The organism is Streptomyces sp. NPDC090741, assembly GCF_044769045.1.
Classification (GTDB): Bacteria; Actinomycetota; Actinomycetes; order Streptomycetales; family Streptomycetaceae; genus Streptomyces.
Map to the genome: position 1 here is coordinate 1 of NZ_JBIVXF010000033.1, position 24,394 is coordinate 24,394.

Annotated in this window: 19 protein-coding genes; 12 read left to right on the plus strand and 7 right to left on the minus strand. The window is 71.4% G+C overall.

Annotation, left to right across the window (positions count from 1 at the left end):
* Nucleotides 1-225: 225 nt before the first annotated feature.
* The 7 genes from ACIQU4_RS41615 to ACIQU4_RS41645 all read left to right on the plus strand — a co-directional run bounded on the left by ACIQU4_RS41615 (nucleotide 226) and on the right by ACIQU4_RS41645 (nucleotide 11,500).
* Entirely contained in the window at nucleotides 226-603 is a 378-nt protein-coding gene (locus ACIQU4_RS41615; protein ID WP_403742940.1) for a hypothetical protein, read from the plus strand.
* Nucleotides 604-793: 190 nt separating this feature from the next.
* A complete protein-coding gene (locus ACIQU4_RS41620; protein WP_403742943.1) occupies nucleotides 794-1,219 on the plus strand; it encodes a YciI family protein in 426 nt (141 codons plus the stop codon).
* A gap of 2 nt (nucleotides 1,220-1,221) precedes the next feature.
* Nucleotides 1,222-2,448, plus strand: a complete 1,227-nt coding sequence (locus ACIQU4_RS41625; RefSeq protein WP_403742946.1) for an RNA polymerase sigma factor — start codon at nucleotides 1,222-1,224, stop codon at nucleotides 2,446-2,448.
* A gap of 402 nt (nucleotides 2,449-2,850) precedes the next feature.
* The gene (locus ACIQU4_RS41630) at nucleotides 2,851-6,150 is read left to right on the plus strand and encodes a S8 family peptidase (RefSeq protein WP_403743014.1); all 3,300 of its coding nucleotides are present in this window, start codon (nucleotides 2,851-2,853) and stop codon (nucleotides 6,148-6,150) included.
* A gap of 176 nt (nucleotides 6,151-6,326) precedes the next feature.
* Nucleotides 6,327-9,425 (plus strand): glycoside hydrolase family 3 protein, encoded by a 3,099-nt coding sequence (locus tag ACIQU4_RS41635; RefSeq protein ID WP_403742948.1) that lies wholly within the window; start codon nucleotides 6,327-6,329, stop codon nucleotides 9,423-9,425.
* 138 nt (nucleotides 9,426-9,563) lie between these two features.
* Nucleotides 9,564-10,235 carry a HEAT repeat domain-containing protein gene (locus ACIQU4_RS41640; protein WP_403742950.1) on the plus strand — a complete coding sequence of 224 codons (672 nt, stop codon included), beginning with the start codon at nucleotides 9,564-9,566 and terminating at the stop codon, nucleotides 10,233-10,235.
* Nucleotides 10,236-10,471: 236 nt separating this feature from the next.
* Nucleotides 10,472-11,500, plus strand: coding sequence for a 2-oxoglutarate and iron-dependent oxygenase domain-containing protein (locus tag ACIQU4_RS41645; protein WP_403742953.1), 1,029 nt, complete (start codon nucleotides 10,472-10,474; stop codon nucleotides 11,498-11,500).
* A gap of 22 nt (nucleotides 11,501-11,522) precedes the next feature.
* Here ACIQU4_RS41645 and ACIQU4_RS41650 read toward each other — a convergent pair whose 3' ends face one another.
* The 4 genes from ACIQU4_RS41650 to ACIQU4_RS41665 form a co-directional block, all read right to left on the minus strand.
* The gene (locus tag ACIQU4_RS41650; protein ID WP_403742956.1) at nucleotides 11,523-12,155 is read right to left on the minus strand and encodes a DUF4232 domain-containing protein; all 633 of its coding nucleotides are present in this window, start codon (nucleotides 12,153-12,155) and stop codon (nucleotides 11,523-11,525) included.
* Between the two features lie 102 nt (nucleotides 12,156-12,257).
* Complete coding sequence (locus ACIQU4_RS41655; protein ID WP_403742959.1) at nucleotides 12,258-13,229, minus strand: MerR family transcriptional regulator; 972 nt, start codon at nucleotides 13,227-13,229, stop codon at nucleotides 12,258-12,260.
* A gap of 83 nt (nucleotides 13,230-13,312) precedes the next feature.
* The gene (locus ACIQU4_RS41660; protein ID WP_403742962.1) at nucleotides 13,313-14,434 is read right to left on the minus strand and encodes a nucleotide disphospho-sugar-binding domain-containing protein; all 1,122 of its coding nucleotides are present in this window, start codon (nucleotides 14,432-14,434) and stop codon (nucleotides 13,313-13,315) included.
* Between the two features lie 206 nt (nucleotides 14,435-14,640).
* The gene (locus tag ACIQU4_RS41665; RefSeq protein WP_403742965.1) at nucleotides 14,641-15,633 is read right to left on the minus strand and encodes a TetR/AcrR family transcriptional regulator C-terminal domain-containing protein; all 993 of its coding nucleotides are present in this window, start codon (nucleotides 15,631-15,633) and stop codon (nucleotides 14,641-14,643) included.
* Nucleotides 15,634-15,860: 227 nt separating this feature from the next.
* Between ACIQU4_RS41665 and ACIQU4_RS41670 the strand changes: the two genes are divergently transcribed.
* The 3 genes from ACIQU4_RS41670 to ACIQU4_RS41680 all read left to right on the plus strand — a co-directional run bounded on the left by ACIQU4_RS41670 (nucleotide 15,861) and on the right by ACIQU4_RS41680 (nucleotide 19,291).
* Complete coding sequence (locus ACIQU4_RS41670) at nucleotides 15,861-16,970, plus strand: FAD-dependent monooxygenase (protein ID WP_403742968.1); 1,110 nt, start codon at nucleotides 15,861-15,863, stop codon at nucleotides 16,968-16,970.
* Between the two features lie 69 nt (nucleotides 16,971-17,039).
* Nucleotides 17,040-17,984: an RNA polymerase sigma-70 factor gene (locus ACIQU4_RS41675; protein ID WP_403743017.1), complete on the plus strand. Its 945-nt coding sequence runs from the start codon at nucleotides 17,040-17,042 to the stop codon at nucleotides 17,982-17,984.
* A gap of 80 nt (nucleotides 17,985-18,064) precedes the next feature.
* Nucleotides 18,065-19,291, plus strand: coding sequence for an NAD(P)/FAD-dependent oxidoreductase (locus ACIQU4_RS41680; RefSeq protein ID WP_403742971.1), 1,227 nt, complete (start codon nucleotides 18,065-18,067; stop codon nucleotides 19,289-19,291).
* Nucleotides 19,292-19,336: 45 nt separating this feature from the next.
* Here ACIQU4_RS41680 and ACIQU4_RS41685 read toward each other — a convergent pair whose 3' ends face one another.
* Complete coding sequence (locus tag ACIQU4_RS41685) at nucleotides 19,337-20,893, minus strand: serine/threonine-protein kinase (protein ID WP_403742974.1); 1,557 nt, start codon at nucleotides 20,891-20,893, stop codon at nucleotides 19,337-19,339.
* Nucleotides 20,894-20,986: 93 nt separating this feature from the next.
* Complete coding sequence (locus ACIQU4_RS41690) at nucleotides 20,987-21,328, minus strand: hypothetical protein (RefSeq protein WP_403742977.1); 342 nt, start codon at nucleotides 21,326-21,328, stop codon at nucleotides 20,987-20,989.
* Between the two features lie 272 nt (nucleotides 21,329-21,600).
* Between ACIQU4_RS41690 and ACIQU4_RS41695 the strand changes: the two genes are divergently transcribed.
* On the plus strand, nucleotides 21,601-21,897 hold the full coding sequence (locus ACIQU4_RS41695) for a hypothetical protein (protein ID WP_403742980.1): 297 nt from the start codon (nucleotides 21,601-21,603) through the stop codon (nucleotides 21,895-21,897).
* 324 nt (nucleotides 21,898-22,221) lie between these two features.
* Complete coding sequence (locus tag ACIQU4_RS41700; protein ID WP_403742983.1) at nucleotides 22,222-23,571, plus strand: lipase family protein; 1,350 nt, start codon at nucleotides 22,222-22,224, stop codon at nucleotides 23,569-23,571.
* A gap of 28 nt (nucleotides 23,572-23,599) precedes the next feature.
* Here ACIQU4_RS41700 and ACIQU4_RS41705 read toward each other — a convergent pair whose 3' ends face one another.
* On the minus strand, nucleotides 23,600-24,274 hold the full coding sequence (locus ACIQU4_RS41705) for a MerR family transcriptional regulator (RefSeq protein ID WP_403742985.1): 675 nt from the start codon (nucleotides 24,272-24,274) through the stop codon (nucleotides 23,600-23,602).
* Nucleotides 24,275-24,394 lie beyond the last annotated feature (120 nt).

Sequence of the window (24,394 nt, forward strand, 5' to 3'; positions counted from 1 at the left end):
ACTCCCGCTACGGCAGCCCCGTCGGCGCCTGGAACTTCTGGCAGACCCACCACTGGTACTAAGCCACCAGCGGACAGCACAGCAGACACGCGAAAACGCCCGGCCGGGACCTCCCGGCCGGGCGCTTTCGCGTTTACGGCCGCAGACCCCGACTCCGAGGAGTAGCGCGTCGACGAGGAGAAAACCCCTCGGGGTTGTCCCGCCGAGCCGCGTACGCTCGGCCGCGTGCCACGCTCCTCGAAGCAGCCCCGCCGGCTCGTCGCCGACGGGCGCGCCTACATATGGACGGTCCGCCACGGTCACCACGTGCTGGAAAACCGCGGCTGCCGCAAAACCCTCACCCTGCACACCCAGCCGTCGGGCACCGGCGGCCTGCTGCGCTTCGTCTTCGACGAGGGCCCCGGCCGGTACGTCTCGGGTTTCACCACAGGGTCGGGGGAGGTGGGGGCCGTCGGCGTCGGCGCCCTGAACCTGCACGAACCGGGCACGGTGCGGTTCCTGCTCGACACCGCGCTGGCCCGCGGATGGGACCCGGGGGAGAGGCGGGACGTGAAGGTCGACGGCTGGACCTTCCTCGATGAGGCGGTCGCCGCGCGGGGCTGAGGCCGGGGCCGTCGTCACCGTGACCTAGGACCATCGGCTCCTGACCACTGGCGCAAAGTTTCGATCCGTGGTTCCCGCGAGTGGAATCCGAGAAGAATTCGGAACCGACCCCGCGAGGTGTCGAGGATCGGCGCCCGGCTCCGACGTCCCCTGTGCAAGCAACGGGAAACCACGAGCGAAGGAGGTCGCCATGAAGTACCTCGTCATGGTGCAGGGCTCCCAAGTCGACTACGACTCCTACGGCGGCAAGGGCAGCGCGCAGAGCCCCGCGTGGAGCGAGCAGGACCTGAAGGCGATGTTCGCGCACATGGAGGCGATCAACAACGACCTCGCCGAGTCCGGTGAGCTGCTCGACGCGCAGGGGCTCGTCGAGCCCGCGCGGACCCGCTTCGTGACCGCCGACAGGGATGGCCGGCCGGTGATCACGGACGGCCCGTACGGGGAGACGAAGGAACTGCTCGCCGGGTACTGGGTGCTCGACTGCGCGAGCCTGGAGCGGGTCACCGAGATCGCGGCGCGGGTCGCCCGGTGTCCGCAGCCGGCCGGCGCGCCGGAGCACCCGGTGGTGATCCGGCAGATCGACGAGCGCCCCGAGTCCGAGCTCTTCACCAGCTGAACGTGCACGAACAGGGGCCCGTAGAGCCCGCAGAGACGGTCGAGGACCTGTTGCGCCGACACGCGCCGCAGGTCCTCGGCGCGCTCGTGCGCCGGTACGGACACTTCGACGCCGCCGAGGACGCCGTACAGGAGGCCCTGCTGGCCGCCGCGCGGCAGTGGCCGGAGGCGGGGACGCCCGCCAATCCGCGCGGCTGGCTGATCCGGGTGGCCTCGCGGCGGCTGACCGACCAGCTGCGGGCGGACGAGGCGCGGGCGCGGCGCGAGCAGACGGCCGCCCGTATGGAACCCCGCGACACCCGGGCCGCTCCGTCCGACGACGACACCCTCACGCTGCTCTTCCTCTCCTGCGACCCGGCGCTCGCCCCTGCCGCCCGGATCGCGCTGACGCTGCGCGCCGTCGGAGGCCTCACCACGGCGGAGATCGCCCGGGCCCATCTCGTACCGGAGGCGACGATCGCGCAGAGGATCAGCCGGGCGAAGGCGAAGCTCCGTGACCACCCCTTCCACCCGCCCGGCCCCGAGGACCGCGACGCCCGGCTGGCCACCGTCCTCCAGGTGCTCTACCTGATCTTCAACGAGGGCTACACCGCGACCTCGGGCCCCGCCCTCCACCGCGCCGACCTGGCGCGCGAGGCGATCCGGCTGACCCGGGCGGTGCGCCGCCTGCTGCCCCGGGAGGGTGCGGTGACCGGTCTGCTGGCCCTGATGCTCCTGACCGAGGCCCGCAGCGCGGCCCGTACGGGCACACACGGCGAGCTGATCCCCCTGGACGAACAGGACCGCGCGCTCTGGGACTCCGAGGCCATCACCGAGGGCACCGCTCTGGTCGAGGAGGCGCTCGCGGAGGGCCCGCCCGGCCCGTACCAGCTCCAGGCGGCGATCGCGGCCCTCCATGACGAGGCGGCACGCGCCGAGGACACGGACTGGCCGCAGATCCTCGCCCTCTACGACGTGCTCATCGCCCAGGCCCCCGACCCGATGGCGGAACTCGGCCGCGCGGTGGCCGTCGCGATGGTCCACGGCCCCGAGTCCGGCCTCACCGAACTCACCGCCCTGGAACCCCGGCTGAAGGACCACCACCGCCTCGCAGCGGTCCGCGCCCACCTCCTCGAACGCACCGGCGCGACGGACGCCGCCCGCGAGGCCTACGAGGAAGCGGCCCGCCTCACCCTGAGCATCCCGGAACGCCACTACCTCCGCACAAGGGCGTCCCGGCTCGGCCGGTGAGCGAGCCGGGCCCTGACGGTGACAGGTTCCATGAGTGGTACAGATACGGTCAGTTGGACGGGCACGCTCCGTGAGGGGGTTGCCTGATCCTCGGGGCCGACGACCGGCTCGCCGGTGTCTCTGGCCTGCCCGCCCGGCCACCGCAAGCTCGACGTGCACGAAGCGACAGCTCCAGGAATGGCTGGAAAGACACGCCTCAACTCTTCACTTCTCTCCCCCTGTTGATCACATTTCCCTCACGTTTCATACTGCGCTGACCCGGCGGCGGGTGCCGTTGCACCCACGGACGGAAATGACCACTCGGCTTCATCCCAAGCTCCTGGGGGAGACTTGCGCGCAAGGGCAACGAGAGCATTCGCCTTCACCATCGCAGCGGCCACGTCGGTGGCCCTCGCGGCCGGCATGACCGGCCCCGCGGCGGCGATCGGCGCGAACACTTCCACCACACCGAGCGTCAAACGTTTCGACGGTGACCAACGGATCCAGCTCATCACGGGCGACCGCGTGGTGGTCGGCGCCCAGGGCCAGGTGGTGGGCTTCGAGTCCGCCAAGGGCCGTGAACGCATACCCGTGCAGGTGCAGCGCGCCAAGGGCCACACACTGGTGGTGCCCAGCGACGCGCAGGGCCTGATCGCCACGGGCCGGCTGGATCAGCGGCTCTTCGACATCAACGAGCTCGCCGACCCGTTACTGCGCAAGAGCCATGGGGACGGGCTCAAGCTGATCGTGCAGTACGACGGGGGTGCCGGTACGGCCGCACGCGCCGAAGTGCGTTCGGCCGGTGACACACAACTGCAGCGCACCTTCCCGACCATCAACGCCGACGCCATCCGTACGACGCCGGGCGATGTGACCAAGGTGTGGGAGGCCCTGACCGACCAGCAGCGAGGTGTCCGCGCCACCGCGTCCGGCATCGGCAGGGTGTGGCTGGACGGAGTGCGCCGGGCGAGCCTGGACCGCAGCGTGAAGCAGATCGGCGCCGACAAGGCGTGGGAGGCCGGGTTCGACGGCAAGGGCGTCAAGATCGCCGTCCTCGACACCGGCGTCGACAAGACCCACGACGACCTCAAGACCCAGGTCGTCGACGAGAAGAACTCCTCCGCCTCGCCCGACACCGTGGACCGTGTCGGACACGGCACGCACGTCGCCTCGATCGCCGCCGGTACGGGCGCCAAGTCGGGCGGCACGTACAAGGGCGTCGCCCCCGGCGCCAAGGTCATCAGCGGCAAGGTGCTGAACGACAACGGATTCGGGGAGGACTCCAGCATCATCGCGGGCATGGAGTGGGCCGCCGCGGAGGGCGCGGACGTGGTCAACCTCAGTCTCGGCGGCCCGGACTCCCCGGGCATCGACCCGCTGGAGGCGACGGTCGACAAGCTGTCCGCCGAGAAGGGGACCCTGTTCGCCATCGCGGCGGGCAACGACGGCAGGGCCGGCAACTCGACGGTGGGCTCTCCGGGCACCGCGGACGCCGCGCTGACCGTGGGCGCCGTCGACAACGACGACAAGCTGGCGCCCTTCTCCAGCATCGGCCCGCGCGTCGGCGACGGCGGCGTCAAGCCGGACGTGACCGCGCCCGGCGTCGCCATCACCGCGGCGGCGGCCCCGGGCAGCGTGATCGACACCGACCCCGCCACGCCCCACCCGGCCCCGGGCTACCTGCAGATCGACGGCACCTCCATGGCCACCCCGCACGTCGCGGGCGCAGCGGCGATCTTGAAGCAGCAGCACCCGAGCTGGAAGTCCGCCGAGCTCAAGGGCGCGCTGACCGCGTCCGCCAAGGGCGGCGACTACACGGTCTTCCAGCAGGGCTCGGGCCGCATCCAGGTGGACAGGGCGCTGGCCCAGAGCGTGATCGCCGACCCGGTCTCGCTGGGCTTCGGCGTCGCGCAGTGGCCCCACACCGACGACCAGCCCCTCACCAAGAAGGTCAGTTACCGCAACCTCGGGACCGGCGACGTCACCCTCGACCTTTCGGCGTCCGCGCTGGACCCGGCGGGCAGGCCGGCCCCGGCCGGGTTCTTCCGGCTCGGCGCCACCAAGGTGACCGTGCCCGCCGGAGGCACGGCCGATGTCGACCTGACCGCCGACACCAGGATCGGCGCCGCCGACGGCACCTACTCCGGCTACGTCACCGCCACCGGCGCCGGCCAGTCCGTCCGTACGGCCGCGGCGGTCGTCCGCGAGGCGGAGTCCTACGACCTCACCATCAAGAACATCGGCCGCGACGGGAGCGACGCCCAGAACTTCTCCGACTCCCTGATCGGCATCGCCGGCCCGGGCAAGGGCTTCCAGACCGGCATCAACAACGAGCCGGGCACGCACAAGATCCGCGTGCCCAAGGGCTCGTACGTGTTCAACGCGGCCATCTACCAGGACCCGCAGGACCTCACCAAGGGCACCGACTGGATAGCCCAGCCCAGGCTCGACGTCTCCGGCGACACCACGGTCACTGCTGACGCACGCACCACCAAGCCGGTGGACATCACCGTGCCGGGCCTCAGCAAGGCGGACTTCGGCGGCACGCACTACGAGCTCGGGACGGACGCCGACCACGTCGGCAACGGCTGGGTCCTCAGGGGCTTCACCGGCTTCCGCACCGCCCACATGGGTCCGGCCGTCACCGACGGCTCGCTCCTGCAGACCTGGGACGCCCACTTCCTCAAGGACGCCACCAGCCAGTACTCGGTGGCCTTCGGCGGCAGGACGGACAAGGTCGCGACCGGGTACGGCAAGCACGTGAAGGCGAACGAGCTGGCCACGCTCCAGGTCGGTCTCGGCGCCTCCGCCTCCGGGAAGAGCGCCTACGCCTTCCCGTTCCCCCAGCTGCCGGGTGCGCCGGACGGCAACGGGTTCTCGGCCGCGCAGGCCGCGCCGGGCACCCGCACCTTGTACGTCTCCACTGCCGACGGCGTGAAGTGGCTGAGCACGTTCAGCCAGTTGGGCGAGCCGGACAAGTGGGGCAACCCGTCCGTCGAGGCGGCCTACGAGATGCCCGAGGGGAAGCGCTACGAGGCGGGCAGGACGTACCAGGAGACCTTCAACACCGGCGTCACCGGCCCGCTCCTGGGCGCGAAGACGGGCGTCTTCCGCACCGCACCCGACCCGGCCACAGGCGATCAGCGCATCGTCGGCGCCCTGCCGCTCTTCGCCGACGGTACGGGCCACGCCGGATTCTCGGCGTACACCTCGGCCAAGTCGACCCTGTACCGCAACGGCGTCAAGGTCGGCGAGAACAGCGACCCGCTGCGCGGCGAGGAGGCCTTCAAGGTAGACCCGGCCGACGCCGAATACCGTCTGACGGCGTCCGTCGAGCGCTCGGCGAAGGTCTCGTCCGCCTCCACCCGGATCGACGCCGACTTCACCTTCCGCTCCCGGCAGGTCGCGGCCACCACGGCCCTGCCGGTGTCCACGGTCCGCTTCGCGGCCCCCGTCGACCTCGCCTCAGGTGCCCCGGCGGGCAAGTCGGTCCGGATCCCGGTTGCCGTACAGGGTTCGGCGGCCGGGAAGAACCTCAAGTCGCTCACGGTGTCCGTGAGTTACGACGACGGGGCCGCCTGGCAGCTCGTGAAGGTCAACAGCGGCAAGATCTCCGTGAAGAACCCGGCGAAGGGAAAGAGCATCTCGTTCCTCGCCGAGGTCACCGACAAGCAGGGCAACAAGTCGACACTGACGATCCACAACGCCTACTACGGCAAGTGACATCGCCGTGTTCCTCACCTCCGATGTGCAGCTTCAGGAGCCGAACGCGGGGGGCCGCCGTGCCGCCGTGCGAGGCGGCATTCGGCCAGTCGTGACGTGAAGTCTTGACGGCAGCAGGGCGGTTCAGTTGACTCACGCGGTGTCCTGTCCCGTGGTATAGACCTCGGAGGCGCTTTGTGACCACCGTACGCGTGACACCGGCCCGGCGCCGGCTCAGAACCGCCCTGCTGGGCGTGGCCGGCGTCCTCGCCGGACTCCTCCCGCTCGCACAGGCCACGGCCACGGCCGCCGTCGGGGAACCGCCGCCCCCGACGGCGGTCGACCGTTTCGAGGGCGAGATCCCGTTCGCAGGACCGCCCGCGGAGGGAATCTTCACCTGGGGCAGCGATGCCGACGACAATCCCCGGCTGGAGCTCCGGGAGCGCGCCGACGCCCCCGAGGGCGCGAAGGTGCTGCACGGTGCGTACGACATCAGCGGCTGGGGCGGCTACACCCACGACTTCGCCTTCGACGAGCCCGCCCACGACTGGAGCGCCCGCGGCGGCATCCGGTTCTGGTGGTACGGGCAGAACACCGCACCGCTGCCGCCCGGATCGGGCCCCCGGGTGAACTTCGAGCTCAAGGACGGCGGGGCCAACGGCGAGGCGTCCGAGCTGTGGACGACCTCCTTCACCGACGACTGGCAGGGCTGGCACCTCGTCGAGATCCCGTTCTCCCGGTTCGAGTACCGCACCGACTACCAGCCGGTCGGCGGCATCGACCACGTGCTCGGGCTGACCGAGATGTGGGGCTACGCCTTCACCTTCCCGGTGGGCCGCTCCGGCGAGTTCATGATCGATGGATTGGAGGTGTACGGCGCCGCCGACCCGGTCGTGCAGACCAAGGTCGTCACCGACACGACCGTTCACCCTGTGAAGGAAGGCGGCTCTGCCGACGTACGCGTATCCGTGGCCACGACCGGCTCCGGACCGCTCACCGAGCCGGTGACCGTCGGCTACTCCACCGAGGGGGGCACCGCGACGCCCGGAGCCGACTACCGGCCGGTGACCGGCACGCTCACCTTCCCGGCCGGGACCCCCTCCGGCAGCTCACGTACCGTCACCGTCACCACCACCAAGGACCGGGACGGCGAAACCGCCGAGACCGTACCGGTGAAGCTGACCGTGACCGGGGCGCGGCCGCCCGCCGAGGACCCGCTCGTCGTGATCGACGCGCACGGGCTGCCGTACCTCGACCCGACGATGCCGGTGCGCGAACGCGTCGCGGACCTGCTCGCGCGGATGACCCCGGAGGAGAAGGCCGGGCAGATGACCCAGGCCGAGCGCAACGCGCTCAAGTCCCCCGGTGACATCGCCGCGTACGGTCTGGGCTCGCTCCTGTCCGGCGGCGGCTCCGTCCCCAGCCCCAACACCCCCGAGGGGTGGGCGGACATGGTGGACGGCTATCAGCTGCGCACCCGGGCGGCCCGACTCCAGATCCCGCTGATCTACGGTGTGGACGCCGTACACGGCCACAACAACGTCGTCGGGTCCACGATCATGCCGCACAACATCGGCCTGGGCGCCTCCCGCGACCCAGGACTGGCCGAGCGGACCGGCGCGGTGACCGCCGCCGAGGTCCGGGCGACGGGTGTCCCGTGGGACTTCGCGCCCTGCCTGTGCGTCACCCGCGACGAGCGCTGGGGCCGCTCGTACGAGGCCTTCGGCGAGGACCCGGCGCTGGTCACGGCGATGGAGACGGTGATCCGCGGCATGCAGGGGGCGCCGGACGGCCGGGACCTGGACCGCCCGGACAAGGTGCTGGCCACCGCAAAGCACTACGTGGGCGACGGCGGCACCGAGTACGGCTCCTCCACCACCGGCTCGTACACCATCGACCAGGGCATCACCCGGGTCACCCGGCAGGAGCTGGAGGTGGTGCACCTGGCGCCGTTCCGGGAGGCGGTCAAGCGCGGGGTGGGGACGGTCATGCCCTCGTACTCCTCGGTGGACTTCCCCGGTGACGACGCCGGCCCGGTGAAGATGCACGCCAACGCGGAACTGATCAACGGTGCACTCAAGGACCGGATGGGCTTCAAGGGCTTCGTCATCAGCGACTGGCAGGCCATCGACCAGATCCCCGGCGACTACGCGAGCGACGTACGGACCTCGATCAACGCCGGCCTCGACATGATCATGGTCCCGAGCGCGTACCAGGACTTCCACCGCACGCTGGTCGGCGAGGCGGCCGCGGGCCGGATCCCGCAGGCGCGGATCGACGACGCCGTGGCGCGGATCCTGGAGCAGAAGTTCAAGCTGGGCCTGTTCGAGAAGCCGTACGCCGACCGCACCGGCCTGGGCACGATCGGCTCGGCGGAACACCGGGCAGTGGCCCGCCAGGCGGCGGCGAAGTCCCAGGTCCTTCTCAAGAACGAGGGCGGACTGCTGCCGCTGAAGCCCTCGCAGAAGGTCTACGTCGCCGGCTCCAACGCGGACGACCTGGGCAATCAGGCGGGCGGCTGGACCGTGAGCTGGCAGGGCTCGTCGGGGCGGAACACGGTGGGCACCACGATCCTGGAGGGCATGCGGAAGGCGGCCGCCTCGCCGGAATCGGTGACGTACTCCAAGGACGCGTCCGTGCCCACGGCCGGATACGACGTCGGCGTGGTCGTCGTCGGCGAGAGCCCGTACGCGGAGGGCGTCGGCGACGTGGGCAACGGCCACGACCTCCAGCTCTCGGAGGCCGACAAGGCGGCCGTGGACCGGGTCTGCGCGGCGATGCGGTGCGCGGTGTTCGTGGTCTCCGGACGCCCGCAGCTGATCGGCGACCGGCTGGACCGGATGACGGCGCTGGTCGCGTCCTGGCTGCCGGGCACCGAGGGCGACGGGGTCGCCGACGTGCTGTACGGCAAGCGGCCGTTCACCGGCCGGCTCCCGGTCACCTGGCCGAAGTCGGAGGCCCAACTCCCGATCAACGTGGGCGACGCGGCGTACGACCCGCAGTTCCCGTACGGCTGGGGCCTGACCACGCTCGGCGCACCCCCGCAGGGCGGCGAGCCGGCACTGCGCGCACTCGCCCTCGTCGCGGCGGCGGTCGAGCGTACGACCGGCGCCGACTCGGAGGCCGGGCGCGCGGTGGCGGACCGGGCCCGGGCGATCGCCGAGCACCGGATCGGCGGCCGCTTCACGCAGGCCTCGTCCAAACCCTTCGCCGAAGCGGACCACCTCCTGATGAGCGGCGACCTGACGGGAGCGGTGGCCGACCTGACAGCGGCCTTCCGGGCGGCGGCCCGGTAGCGAGGCGAAGCCCTCCGGCCCCCGCCCTCGAACCCCCGCGCTCCGGCCCCCGCGCTCCGGCGCGGGGGCTTCGCCGTCTCCGGCGCTTGACCTTGACACGGTGACAAGGTCTTCACTGCCGTCCAGGAGGTGGTTCCGATGACCACGGTGGACCAGGACACGAACACGCTGAGCGCTCTCCCGGGGCTGGAGGACGGCCGCCCGTCGGTGCGGATGCGGGCGGCGCTGGCGATCGGCTCGACTCCGGACGCGCGCTCCGTGGAGAAACTCATCGAGCGGTGCGCGGTCGAGCCCGAGTTCTCCGTGCGGGAGATGCTGACATGGGCGCTCATCCGGCACGCGGCATCCATCACGGTCCCACGGCTGATCGATGAGCTCCGTTCCGAGGGGGCGCAGGCACGAAGCCAGGCACTGCACACGCTGTCCAAGATCGGCGACCGGCGGGCATGGCCGGCGATCACCGGGGCGCTCCTGTCCGACGCCGACGACGAGGCGGCGCGCAGTGCCTGGCGGGCGGCGGTGGTGCTGGTGCCCGAAGGCGAGGAGCCCGAACTGGCCGGAGCGCTGGCGGCGCAACTGGGGCGGGGCGGGCGTGATACGCAGCTGAGCCTGAGCCGGGCGCTGACGGCCCTCGGCGAGGGAGCCGCTCTGCCGGCCCTACGCCCTGCGATGACGGATCCCGACCCCCGAGTGCGTCACCACGCGATGGCCACGGAACGGCTGCTGCACGACCCGGACGCCGGATTCGAGTACGCGATCGAGGAGGCCAAGCGCATCGCGGCGTTGCAGGACCGGCCGGGAGGGGAGTAGGCGCTGTTGATCGGGCCCGCCCCCGCGCGGAAGCGGCGGCTTCGGGCCGTTCAGGTGGTGGAGTCGGGGGTGACGGAAGAGGTCGGAGGGACAGGTCCCAGGGGGTGAGCTGGGCGGATCGGAGGGGAGCGGCGGCGCAGGCGGTACTGGAACCAGCCATGGGTGTGGGACGGGCCGAACCTCGCAGGGCCTTGGACGTGCTGGTGGGCACGAGCCACGGGCGGAGGAGGCAGAGGATGGCCGGATTCTCGACGTTCCGGGTGCCGGAGCGGGTCAGGGGGACCGCGGCGGACCAGGAGCTGGGGCGGCGGATGGTGCGGGCCTGGCAGCAGGACGGGATCTTCCAAGTTCGGCGGGATGTCGAACTGGAGGAGCTGACCGACGCGGCGATGTGCGCGGCGCGGGCATTCTTCCGGCTGCCGCTCAGGCTGAAGCACTGCTGCGTCAACGACCTGTCGTACAGCGGGTACATCGAGTCCGGGGAAGAGCTGACGGCGGGTGTGCCGGACCAGCCGGAAATCTTCACGGTCACCCCGCACTTCGACCACGACCACCGCCGGGTGCGCGAAGGGATGCCCTGCCATGGCCCGGTGCCGTGGCCGGGCGATCCGTTCCGGTACGCCATCGAGTCGTATCTGCGCAGCGTCGGTGAGCTCGGTGAGCGGATCCTGCGGCTCGTCGCCCTGGGACTGGGCCTGGGGACCTCCGGCGCACGGCAGCTGACCGGGCTCACCCGGGGCGGCTGGCACCACATGCGGGTCCTGCGCTTCCCCGCTCGTACGGCGCCGTCGGCGCGGGGCATCGGCTCCCACACCGACTACGGACTGCTGGTGATCGCGGCGCAGGACGACGTGGGCGGGCTGTACGTACGGCCGCCCGTGGAGGGTGAGCGGCGGTCGCGGAACTGGGTGGCGGGGGAGAGTTCGGCCGGGCGGGCCGAGGACGCGCAGGACTGGCGGTTCGTGACGCCCGAGCCGGGGGTGCTGACGGTGTTCCCCGGGGACATCCTTCAGTTCCTGACGCGCGGGGCGGTGGAGGCGACGGCGCACCGGGTCCGGCTGGCAGAGCGGGAGCGCTACGCGCTCGCGTACTTCCACGAGCCGCACTTCGACGCGCGGATCCGGCCGTTGGGCGGGCGGCGCGAGGAGGAGACGCTGCACTACGGTCGCCACATAACCGACATGCTCATGAGGTGCTACCCGGAGCGGGCGACGACGCTTCGCATCATCCGGGAGGGCCGGCTCGCGGCGCTGGCCGGCTCCTAGGGGACAGCCCGGGGCGCGCGGGTTAGCCGCCCTGACCGGCGCTTCCGATGGGGCCGACCTTCACCGGGGTGCCGGGGCCCTCCGTGACGGGCAGGGTGGCGGCGCCCGGCCAGTCGAGGGTGACCGACTTCGTCTCGTCCGGCGGGGTCACCAGCAGCCCCGTGATGCGGACGCCGGAGCCGCCCGAATCGTTGATCGGGTAGTTGATGCCGAAGGCCACCGACTTCCCGGGCTTGAGTACGGCCGGGTCGGCCTGCCCACCGCTGCGCTTCGCGGACACCGGTCCCGAGTTCGTCTTGAGGTCGACGCCCGCGTACCCGGACATCGTGCAGTCCCGGCCGCCTCGGTTCTTCAGCTGCACGGCGACGGTGCCGTCGGGGTCGCCGTCGATGGTGTTGTCCTTCGCCGTGATCTCCAGCTCGTCGGTGCGGCACTTGTCGACCTTGCCGTTCGCGTGGGAACCGGTCGCGGCGGCCGTGCCCTGCCCGGCCGGGCTCTTCGCGTCGGAGGCCGTGCTGCCGCTCGGGGAGGGCGCGGTGGACGCGGCGGACGACGGGTCGCTCTGCCCCTTGCCGGCGCCGCTGCTCTGGCAGGCAGTGAGCGAGAGACTCGCGGCAACGGCCAGGGCTGAGAACGTGAGCTTGTGAACGCGCATCGCTTCTTCTTCCTCAGTATCGGTCGGGGGCGCCGGCCGGACTCCGTATGCCCCGAAGGAATGAGCCGTGACGGCGGGCACGCTACGCCCGGACCGCGTCGGTCAGGCGGGCGGCCGAAGGTCGTCCCGTTCCGGCCCCCCTCGGCGCAGGGCCTCGATCAGCCAGGGCTGGAAGGGCAGGTGCCCGGGGAGTACCCGCCAGTCGTTGACGGTCCACACCAGCCGCCAGTAGCGCGCGACGAGCGGGTCGTGTCCCTCCTCGAACCGCCCCGCCATCCATTCCTTCAACTCGGGTCCGACAGGGCGGCCGAGGGCGGAGGCGAAGCGTGCCACGACGGCATCGACAACCGCTACGGCCTCCCCGTCCTGCGGATCGGTGCCCGATTCCCTCGCGGTGGCGACCGCCTGCCGGGCGAAGGCGACGAGTTCCGCCGCCGTCACGGCAGCGACCCCCGGCAGGGCGTCCTCGTCGGCGGGTGGGAGCGCGGCGTGCGCCATGCGGGCGTGGAAGCCGGTGTCGGTGATGAGTTCGGTGATTTCCATCCATGCGGCGACCTGCGCGTCCGTCGGGTCGTCGGGCAGGTCGGGGACGGCGCTGCGCAGCGCGGCTGCCGCAGTGGGCGCGGACGGGGTCCCGGCGGTGGTGAGGCCGTCGATGAAGTCCGTCACCAGGCGCCGCCGTTCCTCGGACGTGCGGCGGATGAGCTGGTGCACGAGAGCTGCCTCCTCGGGGTTGTGGCCGCGCCGGGCGAGGTGCCGCAGTACGTTGCGCCGCAGGCGCAGCACGCGGATCTGGAGTTCGGTGGCGTCGGCCCGGGCGGCGGCGACCTCGGCGACGGAGAGTTCGCCGCCGAGGACGCGTCGGATCGTGGCGAGGTCGACATCGAGCTCTCGCAGGGCGCAGATGGTCTGGAGCCGGATCAGGGCCGCGTTGTCGTAGCTGCGGTAGCCCGCCGGGGTGCGATGGCTCGGGGGCAGCAACCCCATGTCCGAATAGAACCGGATCGTCCGTACCGGTACGCCGGTACGGGTCGAAAGGCTGCCGATCGAGTGCAAGGACGTCGTGCCGTTCATGCCACCCACTCTCCGGTCTCCATCCGGTGGAGAGTCAAGCCGCGTACGTCCCACCCGCCACCGGTGGTCGATCGTGGTGCCCCCTAGTTCGTGGTCAGGGCTTCGAGGGCGGGGACGGTTTCGGCCGGGCTCGGCAGGGCGGCGTTCTCCGCCTGGAGGCGGGAGGCGGACTCCCGCAGGTCGGTGTCGCTGATGAGGCGGGTCAGGAGCGGGGTGTCGACGGCGTCGGAGGTGGAGCGCAGGGCGGCGCCGGTCGCGGTGAGGGCGTCGGCGTTGGTGAAGTGGTCCGCGCCCTGGGGGAGGACGAGTTGGGGCACGCCCGCCTGGAGGGCGGTGAGCATGGTGCCGGAGCCGCCGTGGTGGATCAGCGCGTCGGAGGCGGTCAGCAACTCGGCGAGCGGGGTCCAGGGCAGCGGGCGGACGTTGTCGGGGAGGGTGCCGAGCGCGGTGAGGTCGGCGTCGCCGACGGCGAGCAGGAACTCGGCGTCGACCGAGGCCGCTGCTTCGGTCAGCCGGATGATGGCGCGGACGCCGTCCATCTCGGTGAGCACGGTGCCCAGGGTGACGGCGACCCGCGGGCGGGTCCCGCGTCGGAGGAGACCGGCGGAGATGGTGCCGCCGCCGTTGTAGGGGAGGTAGCGCATCCGCAGGCCTCCCTCGTCGCCGCCGAGGGAGGCGGGAACGATGTCCAGCGCGGTCGGTACGGCGGGCCCTTCCACCCCGTACGTCTCGTACGCCTCGGTGAAGTTCGCGGCGAGCCGGGCGACCATGTCGTGACCGGAGGTGACGCCGAAGTTCTGGATCACCGACGGGATCTTGAGCTTGGCCGCGACGAGCGGGGCGGAGGCCTGGAAGGAGTCGTACACCAGCAGGTCGGCACCCCAGTTCTCGGCGGTCTCCAGCAGCCCGTCCACGGTGGGCCGGGAGGCCAGAGCGAAGCCGCGGGCCGCCATGTCGAGGATCTGGTCCGTGCTCAAGTCCGGGTTGACGTAGCGGGCCTCCTCACCGGTGGACTGCTCGAACACCTCCCGGATCGTACGGCCGTCGCCGATCTCTACGATCGGGAATCCGGCCTGGCGCAGGTGGTTCAGCGGCTGCGAACACGCGAACAGCACGTCGTGGCCGGCGGCGCGCAGGGCCTGCGCGGTGGGGATCATCGGGAAGAGGTGACCGGCCGAAGCCGGTCCGGTGAAGAGTACGCGCACGGTGTCTCCTTGGCCCATGTGGTCTGTCGGTCGGGGGCGAGCCGTGCGGGCTCGCCCCCGATGCAGTTCGTTGAACTGGCCGGGAGGCAGCCCGTGTTCCCGAGGGGGTCGATAATCGGACGTTCTGCTACGGGTCTTGCCGGGCAGGGGTGCGATGTGCTCACGAGACGCCGGCGGCCCCGGCAGGACTGTGCGGACGACACGGCCTAGCCTTCGACGAGAGGGGTCAGGCCGTCCAGGAGGGCTTTGAGGCCCAGTTCGAAGAGGGCATCGAGGCGTAGGTCATAGCCGTTTTCGAAGGCTCCGAGCGCCTTGGTGAAGGCGGGGAAGCGGCCGGATTCCATCAGCGTACGGAGGGTGGGGGCGCGGTTTTCCATCCACTCGTCCTCCGACTGGCCGGTGGTCGCCTCGGCGTGGGCCTCCCACTCCAGGTTCACGGCCAGCCCTTGGACGTGGCTGTAGAGCAGCACGTGGATGTCGAACAGCGTCTCGGGATCGAGGCCGTGACCGTCGAGTGCGGCCAGTACCCATTCGCCGTGGACCATCAGGTTGGGTACGAGCAGCGGGCGGGTGAGGGAGCTGAGCTGGGCCAGCCACGGGTGTCGGCGGTACAGGGCCCACAGGGTTCGGCCACCCAGCTCGATGCGGGAGCGCCAGCCCTCCGGGGCGTCCGCGGGGTAGGACTCCTCGCCGAAGGCGGCGTCGGCCATGAGCAGGACGAGGTCGTCCTTGCTGGGGACGTGCCGGTACGGCGACATGGCCGCGACACCGAGCCGGGCCGCCACGCCGCGCATGGAGAGCGCGGAGAGCCCCTCCGCGTCGGCGATGTCGATGGCGGCGCGGACGATCCGGTCGAGGGTCAGGTCTCCCTCGAAGGTCAGGACCGATGAGGTGGATGAAGTGGGCGAGGCGGATGAACCACTTGAGCCCGATGACGGCCGCCGGCGCGCCGCCGCCACCGGAGCGGGCGCGGCCACGACCGTGCCGGCGCGGGGCCGCGTCTCGACCAGCCCCTCCAAGCGCAGGGCGGTCAGGGCCTTGGCGGCCGTGGCCATCGCGACGTCCCACTCCCTGGCGACCTGACGGGTCGACGGGACCCGTTCCCCGGGCGCGAGTTCGCCGTCCGTGATGCGCCGGCGGATCTCGCCGGCGATGCGCAGATAGGGCGGCTCGCCCTGCGCCCCTGTGGGATGCGTCACGTTCTCTGCTCCTCCCTCTCTGTGCTAGTGCAGAGGCTAGCAGCGAAGACGCTCAGCGAGCCCCAACTGTCCTAGGTCAGCAGGGCTATTAGGCCAGTTGAGGGGGGTGCGCGTACAGCGTACGTTCAGTCCTGTTCGGGGTGAGGCGCGTACGCACGTTCAAACGTACACACCCACACACCCACACGCCCCGACACCACGTACACCGCACGACAAGGAGCCTTCCCATGCGGACCGTTCTCATCTCCGGCGGCGGAATCGCCGGCCCCGTCCTCGCCCACTGGCTGCACCGGCACGGCTTCGAGCCGACCGTCGTCGAACGCGCCCCCGGCCCGCGCGCCGGCGGCCAGGCCGTGGACATCCGCGGCGTCGCGCTCGATGTCGTCGAGCGTACGGGCCTGCTGGAGCAGGCCAGGAGCGTACGCACCCGGATGCGCGGCATGTCGATCCTCGGCCCCGACGGACAGGAGGTCGAGCGCTCCACCGAGGCCACCTTCAGCAGCGGCAGGCTCGACAGCGATGACATCGAGCTGCTGCGAGAGGACCTGGTGCGGATGGTCCACGAGCACACCCGCTCGGACGTCGAGTACCTCTTCGGCAACAGCATCACCGCGCTCGCCGAGCACGAGAGCGGGGTGCACGTCGACTTCGCCCACGGGGCGCCCCGCGCCTTCGACCTCGTGATCGGAGCCGATGGACTGCACTCGAACGTACGGCGCCTGGCCTTCGGGCCGGAGGAGCACTTCGCGCACCATCTGGGCAGCTACCTGTCGGTGTTCAGTACGGACAACTTCCTCGCCCTGGACGACTGGCAGATGTGGCTCCGCGACGGCGACGCGGGCTTCGGCATCATGCCCGTGCGCGGCAGCACCGAACTCCGGATCGCCTTCGGCTTCGAGTCCGGCCCGCTCACCCACGACCCGGACACCCTCCGGCAGCTCGTCGTGGACAAGCTCACGTCCCTGCGCTGGAACGGCACCCGCCTCGCCGCGGCCGCCGTGCAAGCGCCTGACTTCTACTGCGACGCCATGGCCCAGATCCGCCTGGACGGCTGGTCGCGCGGCAGGGTGGCCCTGCTTGGAGACGCCGGCTACTGCCCCTCCCCGCTCTCCGGGCAGGGCACCAGCATCGCCCTCGTCGGCGCGTACGTACTGGCCGACTGCCTCGCCCGGGCGGAGCGGGTACAAAGCGGCCACAGCGCCGCGTACGCCGACTACGAGCGGCGCATGCGCCCCTTCGTCACCCTCAACCAGGCCCTGGCCACGGAGAATCCCGGCGCGCCCGCCTCCGAGGCGTCCGTCGAGCACGCCAAGGACGCCATGTCGCTGGACGGTTGATGCGGTGCTGCCGGAGAACCGGGCTGACGTGGGTGGACGGGGCCCGCGCGCATGGCCGATCATGGCCTGATGCTGCTCCGTACGTACGAGGCCGATCTGTTCGAGAGCTCCAGGGGCCGCCTGGAGGCGATCGCCTACCGGCTCCTGGGGTCGGCCGGTGACGCCGAGGACGCGGTGCAGGACACCTTTCTGCGGTGGCACGCGGCGGACCGGGAGCGGATCGAGACGCCCGAGGCGTGGCTGACGAAGGTGCTCACCAACATTTGCCTCAACCAGCTCACCTCGGCCCGCGCCAGGCGGGAAACGTACGTGGGGCAGTGGCTTCCCGAGCCGGTGCTGGCCGGCGACCGGATGCTCGGACCGGCCGACACCGCCGAGCAGCGCGAGTCGGTGTCCCTCGCGATGCTCGTCCTCATGGAGAAGCTGTCGCCCAACGAGCGCGCCGTGTACGTGCTGCGCGAGGCGTTCGGGTACGCGCACCGCGAGATCGCGGAGATCCTCGACCTCACCGAGTCGAACTGCCAGCAGATCCACCGCCGTGCCAAGCAGCACCTCACGACCGACCGGGCCCGCGCCGAGGTCGATGCGGCCGCCGCCCGCAAGGTCGTGGAGGGTTTCCTCGCAGCGGCCCTCAGCGGCGACACCGAGCCGCTGATCCGGCTGCTCACCGACGACGCGGTCAGCGTGGCCGACGGCGGCGCCCGGGCCCGGGCCCGCAGGACCCCGGTCATCGGTGCGCTCGGCATCGCGCGCTACCTGCGGGGGCTGTTCCGGCCGGGCCCCGCCAAGCGGGCATACGTGGGGGGCAGCGCCGCCCTCCATGCCGCCGTCGTCAACGGAGCCCCTGCCGTACTGATCGCGGGCGGCGAACGCATCCTCGGCGTCATGTGCCTCGCCGCGACGCCCGACGGCGTCGAGGCGATCCACATCCAGGTCAACCCCGACAAACTGGAACGCATCACGCGCCAGTGGGCGGCCGCCGGCCCCCATCGCCCCGTCACGGAGATCTGGTGACGCAGGTCACAGTCGATTCCTGTCAGGGATCGCGCGGCTGTCCGGTTCAGGAGGTGAGTCCAACCGGATAGGAGCAAGTCATGAAGCACCGCATCGTCGTCCTGGGAGCCGGCTACGCCGGAGCCGTCACCGCCGGCCGCCTCGCCAGGAGGCTGCACCGCGACGACGTCGAGATCACCCTGGTCAACGGCGACCCCGACTTCGTCGAGCGCATACGTCTGCACCAGCTCGCGAGCGGCCAGGACCTGCCGCGCCGCCCGCTGCGCGCGGCGTACGAGGGCACCGGCGTGCAGGTCCGGCCGGCATGGGTCACCGCGGTCGACGCCGAGCGCAAGACCGTCGACCTCACCGGCGAGAACGGCGCCGACACCCTCGCCTACGACACCCTCGTGTACGCCCTGGGGAGCACGAACGCCGACCACGCCGTCCCCGGTGTCGCCGAGTACGCCCACAACATCGCCGGGAAGCAGGACGCCCTGCGACTGCGCGCACGCCTGGACGAGCTGGAGCCCGAAGGCACCGTACTGGTCGTCGGCGGCGGCCTGACCGGTATCGAAGCAGCCACCGAGATCGCCGAGGCGCGCCCCGACCTCCACGTCGCCATCGCCGCCCGCGACGGCGTCGGCAGCTGGCTCAGCGACAAGGCGCAGCGCCACCTGCGCGTCGTCCTCGACCGGCTCGGCATCACGGTCCACGAGGGTGCCGACGTCACGCGTGTCGAAGCGAACCACGTGGTCACCGGTACCGGTACCGGTACCGGTACCGGCGCAGCCGCGGCCGCAGCCGGGCAGATCCCGGCCCAGGTCACCGTGTGGACCGCGGGCTTCGCCGTCCACCCGATCGCGGCCGCCACCACCCTGGAGGTGTCGAGCACCGGGCGGATCGTGGTCGACACCACCATGCGCTCGGTCTCGCACCCCGACGTGTACGCCGTCGGCGACGCCGCGTTCGCCGAGGGCGCGGGCGGCACGCCACTGCGGATGGCCTGCGCCACGGCCAACCCGATGGCGTGGCAGGCCGCCGACGCCCTCGCCGCGCGCCTGACCGGCCGCAAGGTCCCCGAGAAGCCGATCGGCTACGCCGCCCAGTGCATCAGCCTCGGACGCCGCGACGGGATCCTCCAGCGCGTCACCCCCGAGGACCAGATGACGTCCACCGTCATCACGGGCCGGGCAGGCGCCCGCATCAAGGAGTTCATCTGCGCGTCCACGGTCTGGACCATTGCGCACCCGACGGTGCTCCTGCCGACCCGCCGCCACCGCGTCCCGGCGACCCGCGAGGCTCAGGACCGGTTCATCACCACGTGACGCACCGGCGAACCAGCCTCGGCCGGCCCTCGGCCCGACGTTCGGTCAATGGCCGCGGACGACCGCGAGCAGTCCACCGTCGTACGAGTAGCGCTCACCAGCGCGGTGCAGCAACGCCTCGTGCAGCCGTCCGATCTCCGCCCGCGCCAGCCCCGCGTTGCGGAAACGGATGGTGGTGACTGCCGCCCTGGGGCCGGGGCCGGGGCCGGAGCCGAGGTGGGCAGGCCGGAAGCGTTCCCAGACGACGTTCTTCGTGGCGCTCGGCTCCAGTTCGCCGACCAGGACGAACTCCTGGAGCAGACCCCAGCGCGTAGACCTCAGAGCGACCCGGCCCAACTCGTCCCAGGAGGCGCTCCATTCGTGGCCCTCACGCATGAAGTACAGTCCGTCACCCGTCACTCGGACACACCCCGCGTCTCCGCGTGCCATGGCCAGTCCTCCCAGGCTGAACAGCGCGACCGCGACGATACCCGCCAACGCGGCGGGGAGGGGATGGTCCACGAAGGAGAACACGGCCACGCCGAGCGGAACCAGCGCGGCGAGCACGGCCGCGATGGCGACGCGCATGTGCCCCATGGAGTACCGCACCTCGATGGGCACCCCTGATTTCCGCCCGACAACCGCCCGGACAGGAACCGCATCCACAACCGCATCCCGAACCGGCACGGCAGGCTGCTGCCAGGGCGCGCCCGGTGGCGGCGGTGGCGGTGGCGGATACGCCGCAACGGTCACCGGAGGCGCAACGGTCACCGGAGGCGCAACGGTCACCGGAGGCGCGACCGTCACCGCACCACCCCCGCTCAGCGCGGACAGCACCTCCTCGGCGGACGGCCGCCTCTCCGGCCGCTTGTCCAGGCACTCGCCCAGCACCGCGCGGAGCCCCTCCGGCACACGTTCCAGGTTCGGCACCTCGTGCACGACCCGGTAGAGCAGCTCCGCCGCACTGCCCTCGCCGAACGGCATGCGCCCGGTGGCCGCGAAGCACAGAACCGTGCCGAGCGAGAAGATGTCGCTGGCCGTGCCGACACTGCCGCCCCGGGCCTGCTCGGGCGACATGAATCCGGCGGTGCCGATCGCCACGCCCGTCCGGGTGAGCACGGTCGCACCGGTCGCACCGTGCAGCGCCTTGGCGATCCCGAAGTCGATGAGCCGCGGCCCGTTCTCCGTCAGCAGGACGTTCGCGGGCTTGAGGTCCCGGTGCACGAGCCCTGCCCGGTGTACGGAGTGCAGCGCCTCCGCCATGCCCGCGCCGAGCCGCCACACCGCGTCCTCCGCCAACGGCCCGCTCTCCCGCACTCGTTCGGCGAGATTGGGCGCCGGGATGTAGTCGCTGGCCACCCAGGGTGTCTCCGCCTCCGGATCCGCGTCGACCACGGTCGCCGTCCAGAACCCTCCGACCGCCTTCGCCGCCTCCACCTCGCGCCGGAACCGCGCCCGGAAGCCGGGGTCCGAGGCGATCTCCGGCCGTACGACCTTCACCGCCACCCGCCGGCCGCTGCGCGACTCCCCGAGGTAGACCTGCCCCATGCCGCCCGCGCCGAGCCGCGCCGTAATCCGGTACGGGCCGACGGCCGCCGGGTCGCCGGCCTTCAACTGCTCCATGGTCCCCCCGAGTGCAATCGCCTACAGAAGAACCTAGAGCCGGCCCGCACCCGGTGTCAGCCGAGCGCCCGCAGGCATCCTGCCGGGATGGAATCAGGCGTACGCGTACGAGCTCGACGAGTACCCGGAGTTCGAGCCGTTCTTCTGCAGGCGGGGAACATCGTGGCCGCACCCGGCGCAGCTCACCGGTCGTCCCCCGTCCCGGCCGCGGACGGTGATCCATTCCCCGCCCTTGCCCGTCAGCACGTCCCGAAGACCGCCCTTCGAGTGCTGCCCCAGCTCCACCGCCGTCTTCACGAAGTCGAGGAACGTGATGCGGCGTCCGCAGGAGGAGCACGTGGCTTCGAACACCCTCAGCGGACCCTTGAGCGAGGCTGCCGGGGTGTCGAGGTATGCGGCGAGCTCCTGCGTCTCCGCTTCGTCCAGCACCCGCATGTGGGCGCGTCGGTCAGCGGCAAGGCGGCGATCACCCCGTCCGGCACCCGGTACGTGCGTGTCTTCTCCGGCCGGTTCTCGACGAGGTCGAGCACCCCTTCGAGCGTCAGCTTCGCCACTTCCACATCGGGCACCTTTATGTACGGCCTGCGGGCCTGCGGGCCTGAGCGCCGCCGGTGTGCCGGGTGTCTGCCACGCTCGCACCGGGAGCCCACCCCCACCACTCGGCCCCCGCCCAAATGGCGCAGCCCCGCCCGGTCCAAGGCGATCGCATGCCACAGTCCGGAGAACCGCACACGCCGGTGTCGGGGAAACACGTACGCCGAGCCGTCGCCCACTGCCCGGCCAACGTCGTCTTCGGAGACCGCGAGGCGGGGCCGGAGGGGCTCCTGACCGTCGTGGAGGCTTGCGGCGGACTGCCCGCAACCGCCGTGGACACCGCGCCCGCAACCACCTTGGCCCCACACGTCTTCGGAGCCTCAGACCCGGAGGGCTTCGCAGCCATGGGCGTCGTCGAGACACTGATCCACACCCACGACATCACCCAGGGCCTGGACCGTGTCCGGTAGCCCCCGCAGGACTTGAGCGAGCGGGCCCTCACGCGTTTGTTCCCCGACGTGCCCGTCATCGACACCCCGTGGTCGACCTTGCTGTGGGCCACGGAACGTATACAGACGCCCGATCGCCCCCGCCGTACCAACTGGCGCTGGCACGGCGCGCCACACAGCCAGAGCTGAATCACGGTTCTCCCGTAGAGGGGCAACCGGCGGTCACTGAATGTGTCACGTGCCCAGTGCCCCTGAAAAGCGTGGTGACACGCCTATGTAAAACGGCGTTACCTCCAGTAAGTTACCGTCAGGTAAAGCCGCTGCGGCTCGACACACGGGGGAGTAATGAACCGGGGAACCACTGCTCTGCTGTCTACCGCCATCGTGACCGCCGTCGTCGTCGGCGCGGCGCCGACGGCGACAGCGGCGGCCGCACCCACTGCTGGTGCACGGGTGGCCGCCACGACGCCCGACCCGTTCTACGGTTACGACGGCAGCAAGCCGCTGTCCTCGTACCGGCCGGGCGACGTCCTGAAGAAGCGCACGCTGAATTACCACGTCTTCGGCATCCCGACGCCGTTGAAGGCCATCCAGCTGCTCTACCGCACGACCGACGCCCAGGGCAGGCCCTCGGCCAACGTGACCACGGTGGTCCGCAGCCCCCACGGCGACGGCAGCAAGGCGGTGTCGTACCAGTCGTTCTACGATTCCCTCAGCCCGGAGGACGGCCCCTCCCGGGCCATCGCCGGTGGCGTCTCCCTCGGCGGAGCCATCGCCAACGCCGAATCCCTCATCCTGGGGCCGCTGTTGCTCAAGGGCTACGACCTGGTCATCCCGGACACCGAGGGCCAGAACGCCGACTTCGCGGCCGGCCCGGAGTACGGAACGAACACCCTGGACTCGATCCGTGCCGGCATCCGCACCGAGGAGACCGGACTGCATGCCGGAACGCGGTTCGGCCTGTTCGGGTACTCCGGCGGAGCCATCGCCACCAACTGGACGTCGGCCCTCGCCCCCGCGTACGCCCCCGAGGTGAACAAGCAGCTGGTCGGCTTCGCCGAGGGCGGGCTGCTCGTCGCCCCCGCGCACAACCTCAGGTACGTCGACGGCGCCCTGGCGTGGAACGGGGTGATCCCGATGGCGGTCATAGGCGTCTCGCGCTCGTACGGCATCGACCTCACCCCCTACTTGAGCGCGAAGGGCCTCGCGGTCGTCAAGGAGCTCGAACACGGCTCGATCCTCGATGCGTTGGGCCACCACCCGGGGATGACGTGGAAGGACATGGCGAAACCGGAGTACAAGGACCCGAACTCCATACCGGCCTTCGTCGCAGCGGTCAACAAGATCAATCTGGGCCAGGCCGCCACCCCGACCGTCCCGGGGTTCATCGGGCAGGGGAACGCGGGCTGGCTCGAAGGAACGTTCAACAGCCCGCCGGGCATCGGCACGGGTGACGGCGTCATGATCGCCGGGGACGTACGGGCGCTGGCCCGGCAGTACTGCGCCACCGGCAACAACTCGATCAAGTACGAGCAGTACGGCCTGCTCAGCCACGTCGGAGCCATGCCGTACTGGGCGCCGCGCGCGATGGCCTGGCTGGACGACCGCTTCGCGGGCAGGGCCGCCCCCACCAGTTGCGGCAGGATCCCCGCGGGCAACTCGCTGGAGCCGGAGCAGCCGACCGTCGCGCCGTGACCGCTCGGTCCGGTCCGGTCCGCGCGGGCTACCGGGGTGCTGCGGACCCGGCGTCGCCGGTGTCCGCGACCCGGCGCCGGACCTGGTTCTCCTGGGCGAGACGGCGCAGCAGCTCGAACACCGGCGCGCAGATCGCGAAGACGATGACCGCCCGCTCGGCCAAGGCCACCGGGTCTTCGGTGCCCGCTGCCCGCTCCAGGTCCAGCCGGGCCACCGACTCGGCCAGCCTCGCGTAGGCGGCGAGCTCTCCCGGGGCGTACCGGGCGTCGAGCCGCCGCAGTTCCTTCAGTGCCGACGTCAGCCCGTGTACGTGCGGTGAGGTGTCGGGTGCCCGCCAGCCCAGTGCCGCGAGCAGCTCCGCCACCTCGGCCCCGGCGGCCGCTTCGGCGCCGGCCTCCTCCTCGGGGCCCGCGGCGCCCTGGGTCGCCATCGGCACCGGGAGGGCGTAGCTCACCGCTCCGAGGGCGCCCTCCGAGGTGTGGGCCTGGTCGACGGCCCCGAGCACCTCACGGGTGGCTGCGATCGACAGGCCGCCGAGCGTGGTCAGTGCCTTGATCAGCCGCAGCCGCTGCGCGTGCTCCTCGCCGTACTCGGCCAGGGTCGCAGCGGTCGCCCGCCCCGCGGGCAGCAAACCCTGCCGCCGAAAGTACTTGATGCTGGCGACCGGCACGCCGGTCCGACGGCTGAGCTCCGAGATCTTCATAGGGCTTCCCTGCTGGTCATGCGGTCCGGTGCCCGTCATCGGCGATTGGACACCACAACAAGATACTGCCACTATCCAGTGACTGGATACCTTGAGTATCCAGCTAGGAAACGCCGCCGC